The following is a 12,232-nucleotide window of genomic DNA, read 5'->3' as shown; positions in this document are numbered from 1 at the left end:
GCTGGAGACTTCGAGCGCTCTGGTATACTACAATTTCTCTGATAATTGATTGGAGATATTTGATGGTGAAGGAACCTACGGCCAGCACGTCGAACGGCGGACGGGAAGTGATGATCAATCGCGGCGCGACGGTCTCTGCGCAGGTCTTTCTCTCGCTTCGCCACGATATCATCAACGGTGCGCTTCAACCTGGTACTCAGCTTTCCGAGCAGAGCCTGTCGCAGCGCTTCGGCGTCAGCCGAACGCCAATTCGAGAGGCGATGCTGCGCCTTGCCGAGGAGGGCTTGGTCATCATCTATCCGCAGGTCGGGACTTTTGTAACTAAGATCGCCCTATCGAAGGTACGCGAGGCGCAGTTCATCCGCGAGGCGCTCGAATGCGCGGCAGCGGGTGCGGCTGTGCAGAACGCGACCGAGGAGGATGACGCCATACTCGCCGATATCATGCGCACGCAGTTGCGCTGCGCGGACGAGGGTGACTACGAGACCTTCTATCTCTTTGACGAGAAGTTGCATGCCTCTATCGCAGCAGCCTCCGGCTTTCCCCGGCTTTGGACAATTGCACTTGCAGAGAAGGTGCAACTCGACCGTGTCCGCTATCTCAACATGAACAGTGCGGCCGACCTGGATGCCTTGGTCGCGCAGCACCAGGCAATCGTCGACGCCATTGCCAAGCGAGACAAGAGGGCTGCCGAGGCAGCAACTCGTCGACACCTGCGTGACGTGTTTCACTCGATCGAGGGGCTGATCGCGGCGCATGGATCCTTCTTCGAGCAGGAGCCGTCTGGCTCGACAGGTAAGGCTACCCAGACTGGGCGCAGAAGGCCGCCTCGTATGCCTGGGTAACCGGACGATCTCCTGGAGGCGGACATGCGGCAGGACGAATGGCGTGTTACGTGGGACTGCGGAATGGCGACAGTTCAGTCGCTTGGGGCGATGCTTGGTCCTGCGGAATTCCTGCTGCCGGACGGGCGGCGTATCCAGCCCCTTGCCGTCGGTGAATGGGGCGATGACGATACACCGGAACGCGCCGCGCTGCCTGGCCTGCTTCGACGGCTTCGCGGGGAATGGCCCTGCGTGCCGTTCGGCGTACCAAGCCGGACAGACCTCTCGGCTGCGTGGAGCGGCGGTTCTTTACCCTCCTCCGATCCGTGGCCGCACGGCTATGGCTCAAATCATGAGTGGTCGCTGGTAGCTCACGACGGCAACGAAATCGAGCTTGCCATCGAATACCCTGCCACCCATCCAGTAAGCAGCCTTTGCCGCAGCATTCGAGGAGTGCGCGGCAAAGCGGAACTACAGATTGATCTAAAGGTCGAAATGCGCTCCTCCGCCGATCTCCCTCTTGGACTGCATCCTGTGTTTCGCCTACCCCCTGCAGCCGGACAGGCCGAGGTGATCATCGAAGGCGCCGTCGGTGGTAGGAGTTTTCCCGTCCCTCTTGATCCAAGCTCCAAGGCGCGGCCTGATGCCGCCTTTGTAAAGCTTGACGCCGTGCCGGCCATCGGCACCGGAACCATCGATTTTAGCCGTCTTCCTCTCGAGGCACCAAACGAGGATCTGCTGCAAGTCGCCGCGACTGCCGGCCGTGTCGTGTTGCGCAATTTGGCGGAACGCTACGTCACTAGCTTGCAGTATGAATCCGGATTGTTTCCGACTGTGATGCTCTGGATCGCCAATTGTGGAAGAGCAGACTACCCCTGGAATGGCCGGTTCCAGGCGCTCGGTATAGAACCAGCCTGCGCCGCCTTCGATCTCGGCCTGGAGGCGTCGGCCGATCCCACAAATCCATGGCGGCGGGCGGGCATCCCGACCACGGTTCGTCTTCCCGCAGGTGGTCGTCTCGCCACCAGCTATTCGATCGGGATCACCGACCTTTAACGACGCAGCGGTTTCCCGCTGGGCGCGGCGTCAACGTCACGATTCACGCTTGCTGCCTAAAATATCCTAGTATAGTAATATGGTAGTAGTACAATTGGCGATGCTCATTCGGGTAGCGCCGAGCCCTCCTATCCGGTGGAGATTCAGCCGATGATGATCGCGGACATTATGATCTACCTGTTGCCTGCCGAAGCCGCGGTCGATCCCAACGGCTCGATCGTGGACTGGTGAGCAGCAATGGAGATCGAATCCATCGAAGCGCATCTGCATTCGGGCCAGTTCTCCGAACTCGTCTTCGTGTTGGTACGGACCGACGATCCCGAAATCTGGGGCTGGGGCGAATGTACGCTCCCCGGCAAGCCCTATGCGGTCATGGGCGCTGTGCGCGATGCTGCGCGGCTGGTGCTCGGCGCCGACATGCGTTCGATCCGTCAGATATGGGAGCGCGCCTATCGGCATGGCTACTGGCGCGGCGGGGCGGTCGAAACATCGGCTTTGTCAGGGATCGACATCGCGCTCTGGGATATCGCGGCCAAGATCGCTGGAGTGCCCGTGCATAGTTTGCTCGGCGGTGCGGTGCGCAGCTCGATCCGGACTTACGCCAATTGCGGCCTGAGTACCGATCCGGACGAGCTTGCGCGGCGGGCTCGGGCGGCGGTTCAGACCGGCGCTCGCATCGTCAAATTTTATCCTTTGCCGCCGACGGAGAGCCAGCCCGCAACGCAGCTCGTTTCACAGGTCTATGATTGCTGCGCCGCCGTGCGCGAGGCAATCGGGCCGGATGTCGACTTCGCGCTCGATTTCCACGGCCGGCCGCAGGCGCACGCCGCTGTCGCCATCGAACGCGCGGTACGTGATCTCAAGCCGCTATGGATCGAGGAACCGGTCCCGGTCGAGGATGAGACCGCGCTGGCAGAGGCCCGGCGCCATTTCCAAACGCCGATGGCGGTTGGCGAGCGGCTCTATACGCGCTGGCAGTTCAAGCGTGTGCTCGAACTGCACCTGGCCGACATCATCCAGCCAGACGTCGGCAATGCCGGCGGGCTTTCCGAGATGCGGGTGCTCGCCGACATGGCGGAGACGAGTTCCGTCGTCTTCAACCCTCATAGCCCCAACGGCCTCGTCCATACGGCCGCCTCGTTGCACGCCAGTGCCATTGCACAGACGTTCGGCGCGCTGGAGTTCCGTCCGAGCCGCGATCGCGAGGACGGTATCTACACGCATGAGGCGGACGACATGGCAGCCGACGGCGCGTTTCCTCTTCCCCAGCGTACCGGTCTCGGTCTTGGGGTCAGGCCGGACCGGCTGGCTTTTGATCCGGCACGCGTGCCCGTCCTCTCCGAATGGAGCAGCGACGGCACGCCACGAGATTGGTGACTCGCATGACAACGTTAGGAGTGTTCTCATGATAAGGACCCCGGCGAAGCGCATAGGGGTGATGACCGGCGGCGCTCAAGGCATCGGCTTGGCCGTCGCCGACCGCCTGTTGAGGGAGGGCCCGGTGCGGATCTGGGATCTCGCGCCGGGCAAAAACGAACGCTTCGTGTCGGTCAAGGCCCGAGGGGCCGACTTCGATGCCGTCGACGTCACCAATGCCGAATCCGTGCGGGAGGCGGCCGACCGGATTCCCGAGGTCGGCATACTGGTCACCTGTGCCGGGATTGCCGGCATGAATGCGCCGACCTGGTCCTGTCCGCTGGCCGAGTGGAACCGCATGCTCTCCATCAATCTCAGCGTCAAGTTCCATTGCGCGCGCACCGTTCGGCGGAGAACAGCTTCTCCACCGGCGTGGTCCTCGACATCTCGGGTGGGTGGGCGACCTATTGAGAAGGGGCCTTTGGGAAGCGGCCGGCATCGCGGGCCAGTGAAGAAGGGTCGATCGGAATGAGTACATGGCGGCTGAAAGGCAGGTTGTCTCTCCCGGCAATCCTGTTCTGTCTTGCCGGCGCGTTCGCCGCCGCCTTTGCGCTGCTGTCGCCGGAATTTTTGAATCGCGCCAACCTGATCTCGTTGCAGCGATCCGTCGCGGTTGAGCTGATAATAGGGTTGGCGCAGCTCGCGGTGCTCGCGATCGGCGGCGTCAACATCGCGGTCGGCGCAACCGGCGTGGCGGCAGCCATGGCCGCCGGTTGGCTCATGCAGGAGGCCGGAACCGCCTGGCTCCTCGCCTTGCCGGCGGCGCTCCTCCTGGGGACGGCCATCGGAGCCACATCCGGCTATGTCGTCGTGCGCACCCGCACCAACAGCTTCATCATCACGCTGACCATGACCACCATCGTCTTTGGAGCGATGGTGGTGGCCACAAAGGCGACCGGCTTCAACCGGCTGCCGACAGACCTGACCGCGTTTGCCCGCCTGCGGCTGGCCGGTGGTTACGTGACCCCGCTCTTCGCCATAGCGTTGTTGGCGAGCGGCCTCGTCTTCCTTGTGCTGAACAGGACGGTGACCGGTCGGGAAATTCTGATGACGGGCGCCAACCCCCGTGCCGCGCACGCCTCGGGGATCGCTACACGGAAGCTCGTCGTGTTTTGCCATGCCGCGAGTGGCCTGCTGGCGGCGATTGCTGGCATCGTCCTTATGCTGCGCAACAATGCGGCAATTCCCAGCATGGCCGGCAATCTCGGCCAGGAATGGCTGCTATCCTCCTTCATCATTCCGATCCTCGGCGGCGCCAGTCTGTTCGGAGGCAGGGCGTCGGTGGCGGGATGCATCGGCGGAGCCTTGCTCTTTGCTGTCCTCAGAAGCGGTCTGCTGACGTCGGGCATCAACGACTTCCTTCTGCAGATGATCTTCGGGCTGCTGCTGCTCGCGACCGTCGTCGCCGGGCAGATGGCGGCCGCGCGCGACGAGTGGCGGGGATGAATACCATGGCCATCCAACACCTGCAGCGCCAGCCCCTCGCGCTCGCCGGGCTTCTGCTCGCCGGCGTCCTGTTCATGCTGCTATCCGGGCGCGGCTTCGGCAGCACATACAATCTCTATGTCCTGCTCGCCGGCTTCTCGATCACCATGCTGGTGGCGCTGTCCCAACTCATCGTGCTCGCCATTGGCCAGACGAACCTGGCGACAGGATCGATCGGCGCGCTGGGCGCGATCATCGCTGGCGGGCTCATGCAGGAACTGGGGGTCGCCCCGTTCTGGTCTTGCAGTGCGGCAGTCGTGGCAGGCGGCCTGGCCGGCGCCGTCAACGGCGTGGTCGTCAACCTGACACGCCTCAACAGCTTCATCGTTACCCTGGCGACCTTCGCCATCTACCGCGGCCTCGTCTATGCGGTCACCGAAGCGCAGCCCTATTACGGCCTGCCGGAGGGCTTCAAAGAGTTCGGCATCGCCCGCTGGGGTGCTGTACCGGTCATGTTCGTACCGGTCGTTCTCATCCTCGTGGGGCTCATCGTGTTCTTCGGTCGCATGCGCTTCGGCCGTGCCGTGCTGGCGACCGGCGCCAACCAGCAGGGGGCCCGGCTCGGCCTGCTGCCGGTGGCGGGCGTCGTCCTGTTCTGTCACGTCCTGTCGGGATTGCTCGCGGCACTAGCGGGGATAGTCACGGCTGCCCGGCTGCAGTCGGCCTGGCCGACTGTGGGCGACACCTGGCTGCTCACCTCGTTTGCCGCGCCGATTCTCGGCGGCACGGCGCTTTCCGGCGGCAAGGTCTCTGTCGTCGGCGCGGCGCTCGGGGTGGCAGTTATCGCGCTGGCGGAGAACGCACTGATCCTCTACGCGGTCGATCCTTACTGGTTCCAGCTTGCGATCGGCGCGCTGCTGTTCGGTACCGTGGTTGCCACCGCAACAGGTAGTCGCGGCACGGAGTTCGCTCGATGAGCGCCGTCCTTGCCGGTCGCGGCCTGACCCGCAGCTTCGGCGCGTTCCGGGCGCTCGATGCCGCCGACATCGAGCTTCAAGCGGGGCGCATCCACGCGCTGATGGGCGAAAACGGCGCTGGCAAGTCGACGCTCATCAAGCTTCTCGGTGGCATCTATCAGCCGGACGCCGGAAAGATCCTCATCGACGGGCATCCGTCTTTGCTGCCGTCCCCCAAGGTCGCGGCGCGCACCGGCATCCGCATCGTCCATCAGGAACGTCATCTTATCCCGGACTTCTCGGTCGCCGAGAACATCCTGCTCAACGAGATGCCGTTGACGCGTTCCGGGCTGATCGATTTCTCCGCCGCCAACCGCATCGCGGAGAAGCTGCTCGATCGTCTGGGGATCGGGATTGCGCCGCATCGCGACGTCGCCACGCTGAGCGCCGCCCAGCAGCAGCAGGTCGAGATAGCCCGGGTGCTGCACGGCACCAGCCGGGTGGTCATCCTGGATGAGCCGACGGCCTCGCTGACTCCGGTCGAGGCCGATCAGCTCTTTACCTTGCTCAGGAAGCTTGCCGCAGCTGGCGTCGCGATCCTGTTTGTCAGCCACAAGATCGATGAGGTCTACGCGCTTTGCGAGATGGCCACGGTCCTGCGCGACGGCCGCGTGGTGGAACGGGCGAGGCCGCTGTCCGAGTTTCCAGTCGACGATCTCGTCAAGGCCATGGTCGGCCGTTCGATCGAGGCTGGCCGTCGCGCGAGCCCGCGTCATGTCGCGGGTCCACCCTTGGTTGAACTCGCCGGCGTTGCGACCGAGTTGGGCCATAAAGGCATCGATCTGGCCGTTCGGCCCGGCGAGATCCACGGGCTCTATGGCCTCGTGGGCTCGGGGCGCACGGAGCTTGCACACGCCGTCCTGGGCGACGTGAAGGTGACGGCTGGAAGCATCGTCTTTGCCGAGCGCGATGGGCCGCCGGAAAGCGTCACGGAGGCTGTCCGCCACTTCCGCATCGGTCATGTCAGCGAGGATCGCAAGAGAGAAGGCCTGGCGCTCGATCAGCCAATCCGCGCCAACGCCTGCGCGGCAGCCTGGCGCCGGATTGCTTCGCGATGGGGATGGGTGGAGCGCCAGAATGAGGAAGACGCGGTGGCCGGGCCGCTTCGCGAGCTTGACCTCACCACCAGCGACCTTTCGCTCGCGGCCGCGACGCTGTCGGGTGGCAACCAGCAGAAAGTCAGCGTCGCCAAGTGGCTGGTCGCCGACCCACGACTGATGATCTTCGACGAGCCTACGATCGGCGTGGACGTGGCCGCCAAGGAGACCTTGCACCGACACATCCGCAAGCTCGCCGAGGATGGATGCGGCGTGCTGCTGATCTCCAGCGACCTGGCGGAGGTCATCACGCTTTCCGACCGTATTTCCATCATGTCCAATTTCCGCATCGTCGGCCTTCTCGAGAACAGCGGCGACTATGCGGACATGTCCGTTCGCGCCATGCGCGCGATCCAGGCCGCGACCGCGTGGTCGTCGGCATCATGGTCACATCAACCACACAGGGAGGAGCATTCATGAAAATTGCATCCATAGCCACGTTCGGCATCTGTCTGATCGCCTCGGCCGCAGCTCATGCCGAAACGAAGGTCGGCGTCGTTGCCGGCGGACCGCATCCATATTTTGCCTCATGGCCGCTGGCCGCCGCCGACGCGGCCAAGGATTTCGGCGTGATCACCGACTACCGGGTGCCTCAGGCGTGGGATCTCAACCAACAGAACCAGCTCATCGAGAGCATGGTCGCACAAGGCTTCAACGGGATGCTAGTGTTCGCGAACGACGCGGATGGAACCAATGCCACGTTGAAGGACCTGGCTGACGACGGCATTCCCAGCATAGCGCTCGGCGCCTGCACCAACGATCCGACGCCGGCGTTGCTGTGCCTGACGACCGATAGCTACGCATCAGCCTACGACATGACCAAGCGCCTGATCGCCGAAATGGGCGGCAAGGGCAACATCGTTCACGTCGCCGGTGCGCTGATCGACCCGAATACCCAGCTGCGCGTCAAGGCAGTAGAAGAGGCTGTGTCGGAGACCAACGGCGCGGTTACGCTGATCCAGACGCTGGCCGACATCGACGAGCAAGGCGCTGCCGACCGCACCATCAACGGCTATCTCGGCGGCAACGCCGCAAAGGTCGACGGCATCATCGCAACGGCCTGGATACCGGCCGTGGTGGCGGCGACGTCACTTCGCAACATCGGAGACAGGCGCATCAAGATGATCGGTTTCAACGACGATCCGATTGTCGTTTCGGCAGTCAAGGACGGCTACCTGTTCGGCACGATGCTCCAGAACCCGTACGGGCAAGTCTATCTAGGCACTTACATCCTCTCGAAGCTGGCGAATGGCTGCACGCTCAAGGACGACGCTGCCTGGATCGCCTCGCCGCAGACCAAACACTTCATCGACAGCGGTTCGGCCTATGTCGACGCCAGCAATATTGACCAGGCCACCGGCAAACAGCGCGCGGCGACCAAGGCTGTCCTTGCCACCTTCGACGAGAAATACCTGAGCTGCCCGTGAGGAGGCTGCCATGACGGAAGTTCGCTGCCTTTTCGATGGCCACATGATGCTGGCCGAAAGCCCCGTCTGGTGCCCGATCAGCAATTGCCTCTGGTGGGTCAACCTGGTCGAGCCCGCGGGGGTCTTCCGGCTCGCCTGGAGTCAGTCGGCACCGGATTTCTGGGAGGCGCCGGAACCCGTCACGGGCCTGGCGCTGACAGCCGACGACAACGTGCTCGTGGCGGGACGCAGTGGTTTGCTGCGCCTGAATCCACGTATCGGCCGCTACGACATGCTGATAGCGCTCCGCGGCCTCGACCGCCCTGGTAACCGATGCAACGAGGTGGGAGTCGATCCTAAAGGGCGTTTCTGGTTCTCCACTATGGACGACAATCTCGTCCACCCGGAGATTCTTCCGGATGCTGGGGCTCTATTCTGCATGGAACCTGACGGCTCGATACGCCGTGCCGAACAGAGCTTTGGAATACCCAACACTTTGCTTTGGAGCAACGCCAACGACCGCATGTTCTTCGGCGACACGCTGCGATCCACCATTTATGCCTATCCGTTTGACGCCGAGACTGGCTCGCTCGGCGAGAGGAGCATCCACCGGGGACCCGGTGACCCGGGTTTCCCCGATGGCTCCGCGATTGATGTGAATGACACCCTTTGGAACGCACGCTGGGACGGAGGTGTGTTGCTCGGGATTGATCGGCGAGGCGACGTTGTCGACACGGTTGCAATTCCGGGGGGAAACGTCGCCTCTGCTTGCTTTGCCGGCGAGCAATTCGACATACTTGTCGTTACCACGGCATGTTGGGGACTGGACGATCAACGTCGTGCCGCACCGCTTGCTGGCGGTATCTTCGCGATCGAAGGTTTGGGTAAAGGCCGAGCACAATTGCATTATGCGGGGGCTATTGGTTCGTGGAATTTGAAGAGTGAGTGACCTGCTTCGGAATGACGGTCAGGAATTCGTTGGCCGTGAAGAACAGCCATTGGAACGCGATTTTGGCAGGGTCGAAGCAACCGATATTGCCGGAAATAAGTCTCGATCTGGCGATGGACGAATCCGCTGACGCGGGATTGGCGTGTGCAATTGGCTGGAATGGCCTCCAGATGGGAAGTTTGGTTGCTGAGACCAACCCTGACCAGGCCACCATCCCATGGCAGAAGCCACGGCAGCGGTAAGCCCGCTGCGCCATCGAAAAATCGACAACATAAGCTTGCGCAACCTATCGCCCGCGACGCAACAATCCTATCTGCATATGATGGCGAAGTTCTGCCGTTATTTCGGCCGGTCGCCGGATCGGCTGGGGTTGAAGGATGTCCATGCGTTCCAGGTCTATCTGGTGTCGCAGGGGATTGGCCGGCACTGAAGCAGACGGTCTGTGCGTTGCGTTTCTTCTACGGCGTGACGCTGGACCGGGCAGAGGTTACGGAGCGTCTATGCGCGCACGCCGCGCAAATTGCCGGCGATCCTGAGTGCTGACGAGTTTGCGCGCTTTCTGGAAGCGGCCAGCCGATCAGAATGCCTTGCGTTGGTGTCGGCTCGACCTGCTGGCCGCGAAGTTCGCAGATGCGGATTGACAATGATTTATGAAATGCGATCTAATGGGAACAACGCGCCCCCCGGCCGGCGCGAACTTTCAAGCGGGCCGCCATTGCTGCGATGGGTTTTGGGGGCAAGGCGTCCCGTTTGTCAGGACGATGCGGTCGGCCTCGGTCACGTCGAGCAGGAAATGCGCGCCCACAGGAAAGGCTGCGGCGCATTGCCCTCATTGTTGACAGCATAGCGGCAGGTGACTGCATCGCAGTCCAGCACAAGCCCGCGGCTGAAGCAAAACCCATCGCCGTGGTAGGTGGTCGCGACTGCCGTGCGCGTGTGTACGCGTATTTGCCAGGGGCCGGCCCACAGAGTGCCATGATCGCCCAGAACCGTACCGCCGGCCGGGTACGAGGCAGGGCAAGACCGCTGGGAAACACTCGCCCGAGCCGATCGCCTGCTCGGGCCCGTAGATAGCATCCTCGTCCGACGATGCAACCGATGGCCCCTGAACGATCCAGTCTCGGCCGCTGCGGCGGTCGATCAGCGACGTTACCCGCGCCCCGAACTCCGGCAGCAAGGGTGAGTTCCAAATCGTTATTCGCGAGCGCAACGGCTTGCATCGGCGGACCAGGCCCTGATCGCCGCACGCGCCTGCTCGGCGCGCGCCACGCGCCAAGCTGTATGTCGACGATCCCGGCCCGCAGGCCGACCAAGATGAGGTCCTCTATCGCTCGTCACGCAAAGGTCTGCGCGAGGCCGGTCAGTATCGGATTGTCGGGCTTTGCCAACCAACTTTGTGAACGGAGCCTGCGCATCTCCACCCTCAATACGTCGCTCGTCCGCCGGACAGGTCGAAGACCGCGCCTGTGGTGAACGAGTTCTCGGCCGAGGCCATCCACAGCACCAAATTTGCAATCTCTTCGACGGTGACGAACCGGCCGCGCGGAATCTTTGACAGCATGTAGTCGATGAATTCTTGGCTGACCTGATCGAGGATGCGGGTCTTGGCCGTGGCAGGGGTGATGCAATTCACCGCAATGTCATGGCCGGCCAACTCTTTGCCGAGTGATTTGGTCATCGCGATCACTGCGGCCTTCGAACTCGAATAGGCCGAGGCGTTGGGATTCCCCTCCTTCCCAGCGATGGAGGCGATATTGACGATGCGGCCATAGTTGCGCACGATCATTCCTGGCACCACCGTACGGCAAGTGTGAAAGGTGCCATCTACGTTTACCGCTTGCACCCTGCGCCATTGCTCGGGTGGATATTCCGCCAGCTTTGCCGTTGGACCGGCTATACCGGCGCTGTTGATCAGTACATCGACCCTGCCCAAGGCGGCCTCGGTCGCCTCTTGCGCCTGGAGTACGCTGTCGAGGCTACTGACGTCCGTTCGCACGTAGATGATGCTGTCTTGGGAGAGACCCGAGAGCCGAGCATCGGGCGCCGCAATGTCCATATCCCAGACAGCGACTTTCGCCCCCGAGGCGACAAGACGCTGTGCAACCGCAGCACCAATGCCATTTGCGCCGCCGGTTATGACCGCAATCTTATCCGAGAAGTCGTAGCTGTTCATCGCTTCACCATGGTGGTTGAGATTACGGTCTGCTGCTGTTCGCCTAGCCCCTCGATCCCCAGCCGCACCACGTCGCCCGGCTTCAGCCACAACTGCGGCGATATACCTGCGCCGACGCCCGGAGGCGTGCCGGTACAGATCAGGTCGCCTGGCTCGAGCTGACAAAATTCGCTCATGTAGGAGACGACGGTGGCGACGTCGAAGATCATCTTGGCAGTGGTGCCGGTCTGCATCCGCGTGCCGTTCACATCGAGCCACATCGACAGTTCGCCGACATCGCCGAATGAATCTGGCGTCACAAGCCAGGGGCCGGTGGGACAGAAGTTGGGAAAGCTTTTACCCTTGACCCATTGGCCCCCGCGCTCCAATTGCCAGGCGCGTTCGGACACGTCGTTGACCAAGACGAAGCCCGCGACATGGCGCATGGCGTCACCGCGCGAGACATTCAGGGCAGAGGTGCCAATCACCACGCCAAGCTCGACTTCCCAGTCGAGTTTGGTCATCTGCGGTGAATGGAGGATCGGGTCATTCGGCCCGCAATAGGTGCCCGAGGATTTATTGAAGAGGATCGGCTCATCGGGAATGCCCATGCCGGCTTCGGCGGCATGGTCGGAGTAGTTGAGGCCGATGCACCATATGTTACGCGGTCGCGAAACGGGTGGTGCGATACGGCGGCCTTTTGGATCAATCAGGGGCAGATCAGCCGGGTTGGAGGCTTCCAGGCGGTGTAAGAGATCGGCGGATAAAGTCTCAGGGGTGAAGTCGGTTACGATGGCGCTGACATCGCGCAACTCCCCATTCTTGCCGACCATGCAGGGGGTCTTGTTTTCGTTTCGGCCGCCCAGGCGCATCAGTTTCATCAGATGTTCT

At 62.5% G+C, this 12,232-nt stretch carries 11 protein-coding genes and 1 pseudogene; 10 read left to right on the top strand and 2 right to left on the bottom strand.

What is annotated here, in order from left to right; all coding sequences use genetic code 11:
- Positions 1 to 62 precede the first annotated feature (62 nt).
- The 10 genes and pseudogenes from ABMA59_RS24855 to ABMA59_RS24810 form a co-directional block, all read left to right on the top strand.
- Positions 63 to 845 carry a GntR family transcriptional regulator gene (locus ABMA59_RS24855; protein ID WP_349008169.1) on the top strand — a complete coding sequence of 261 codons (783 nt, stop codon included), beginning with the start codon at positions 63 to 65 and terminating at the stop codon, positions 843 to 845.
- 24 nt (positions 846 to 869) lie between these two features.
- Positions 870 to 1,880, top strand: a complete 1,011-nt coding sequence (locus tag ABMA59_RS24850) for a hypothetical protein (protein WP_349008085.1) — start codon at positions 870 to 872, stop codon at positions 1,878 to 1,880.
- A gap of 237 nt (positions 1,881 to 2,117) precedes the next feature.
- Positions 2,118 to 3,257: an enolase C-terminal domain-like protein gene (locus ABMA59_RS24845; RefSeq protein ID WP_349008084.1), complete on the top strand. Its 1,140-nt coding sequence runs from the start codon at positions 2,118 to 2,120 to the stop codon at positions 3,255 to 3,257.
- Positions 3,258 to 3,318: 61 nt separating this feature from the next.
- Positions 3,319 to 3,768 carry an SDR family oxidoreductase gene (locus ABMA59_RS24840; protein WP_349008083.1) on the top strand — a complete coding sequence of 150 codons (450 nt, stop codon included), beginning with the start codon at positions 3,319 to 3,321 and terminating at the stop codon, positions 3,766 to 3,768.
- Positions 3,765 to 4,742, top strand: a complete 978-nt coding sequence (locus tag ABMA59_RS24835) for an ABC transporter permease (RefSeq protein WP_349008082.1) — start codon at positions 3,765 to 3,767, stop codon at positions 4,740 to 4,742. The genes ABMA59_RS24840 and ABMA59_RS24835 overlap by 4 nt, the downstream gene beginning before the upstream one ends.
- Before the next feature lie 5 nt (positions 4,743 to 4,747).
- Entirely contained in the window at positions 4,748 to 5,698 is a 951-nt protein-coding gene (locus ABMA59_RS24830) for an ABC transporter permease (protein ID WP_349008081.1), read from the top strand.
- Positions 5,695 to 7,254, top strand: coding sequence for a sugar ABC transporter ATP-binding protein (locus tag ABMA59_RS24825; RefSeq protein ID WP_349008080.1), 1,560 nt, complete (start codon positions 5,695 to 5,697; stop codon positions 7,252 to 7,254). Before ABMA59_RS24830 ends, ABMA59_RS24825 begins: the two co-directional genes overlap by 4 nt.
- On the top strand, positions 7,251 to 8,261 hold the full coding sequence (locus ABMA59_RS24820; protein ID WP_349008079.1) for a sugar ABC transporter substrate-binding protein: 1,011 nt from the start codon (positions 7,251 to 7,253) through the stop codon (positions 8,259 to 8,261). Before ABMA59_RS24825 ends, ABMA59_RS24820 begins: the two co-directional genes overlap by 4 nt.
- A 10-nt stretch (positions 8,262 to 8,271) precedes the next feature.
- On the top strand, positions 8,272 to 9,189 hold the full coding sequence (locus ABMA59_RS24815) for an SMP-30/gluconolactonase/LRE family protein (protein ID WP_349008078.1): 918 nt from the start codon (positions 8,272 to 8,274) through the stop codon (positions 9,187 to 9,189).
- A 217-nt stretch (positions 9,190 to 9,406) separates the two neighbouring features.
- Positions 9,407 to 9,805 (top strand): annotated as a pseudogene (locus ABMA59_RS24810) (phage integrase N-terminal SAM-like domain-containing protein); the annotation flags it as partial.
- 807 nt (positions 9,806 to 10,612) lie between these two features.
- Here ABMA59_RS24810 and ABMA59_RS24805 read toward each other — a convergent pair.
- Both ABMA59_RS24805 and ABMA59_RS24800 read right to left on the bottom strand, forming a co-directional pair.
- Positions 10,613 to 11,362, bottom strand: coding sequence for an SDR family NAD(P)-dependent oxidoreductase (locus tag ABMA59_RS24805; RefSeq protein ID WP_349008077.1), 750 nt, complete (start codon positions 11,360 to 11,362; stop codon positions 10,613 to 10,615).
- The gene (locus tag ABMA59_RS24800) at positions 11,359 to 12,222 is read right to left on the bottom strand and encodes a fumarylacetoacetate hydrolase family protein (RefSeq protein ID WP_349008076.1); all 864 of its coding nucleotides are present in this window, start codon (positions 12,220 to 12,222) and stop codon (positions 11,359 to 11,361) included. Before ABMA59_RS24800 ends, ABMA59_RS24805 begins: the two co-directional genes overlap by 4 nt.
- Positions 12,223 to 12,232: the final 10 nt, after the last annotated feature.

The sequence above is a fragment of the Mesorhizobium yinganensis genome (assembly GCF_040081985.1).
Classification (GTDB): domain Bacteria; phylum Pseudomonadota; class Alphaproteobacteria; order Rhizobiales; family Rhizobiaceae; genus Kumtagia; species Kumtagia yinganensis.
This window is presented reverse-complemented; position numbering and strand designations above follow the sequence as displayed.

Excerpts from the sequence above, each read along its gene's own strand:
- ABMA59_RS24840 (WP_349008083.1), top strand. The coding sequence starts at position 3,319 with ATGACCGGCGGCGCTCAAGGCATCGGCTTGGCCGTCGCCGACCGCCTG.
- ABMA59_RS24835 (WP_349008082.1), top strand. The coding sequence starts at position 3,765 with ATGAGTACATGGCGGCTGAAAGGCAGGTTGTCTCTCCCGGCAATCCTG.
- ABMA59_RS24850 (WP_349008085.1), top strand. The coding sequence starts at position 870 with ATGCGGCAGGACGAATGGCGTGTTACGTGGGACTGCGGAATGGCGACA.
- ABMA59_RS24845 (WP_349008084.1), top strand. The coding sequence starts at position 2,118 with ATGGAGATCGAATCCATCGAAGCGCATCTGCATTCGGGCCAGTTCTCC.
- ABMA59_RS24800 (WP_349008076.1), bottom strand. The coding sequence starts at position 12,222 with ATGAAACTGATGCGCCTGGGCGGCCGAAACGAAAACAAGACCCCCTGC.
- ABMA59_RS24815 (WP_349008078.1), top strand. The coding sequence starts at position 8,272 with ATGACGGAAGTTCGCTGCCTTTTCGATGGCCACATGATGCTGGCCGAA.
- ABMA59_RS24825 (WP_349008080.1), top strand. The coding sequence starts at position 5,695 with ATGAGCGCCGTCCTTGCCGGTCGCGGCCTGACCCGCAGCTTCGGCGCG.
- ABMA59_RS24820 (WP_349008079.1), top strand. The coding sequence starts at position 7,251 with ATGAAAATTGCATCCATAGCCACGTTCGGCATCTGTCTGATCGCCTCG.
- ABMA59_RS24805 (WP_349008077.1), bottom strand. The coding sequence starts at position 11,362 with ATGAACAGCTACGACTTCTCGGATAAGATTGCGGTCATAACCGGCGGC.
- ABMA59_RS24855 (WP_349008169.1), top strand. The coding sequence starts at position 63 with ATGGTGAAGGAACCTACGGCCAGCACGTCGAACGGCGGACGGGAAGTG.
- ABMA59_RS24830 (WP_349008081.1), top strand. The coding sequence starts at position 4,748 with ATGGCCATCCAACACCTGCAGCGCCAGCCCCTCGCGCTCGCCGGGCTT.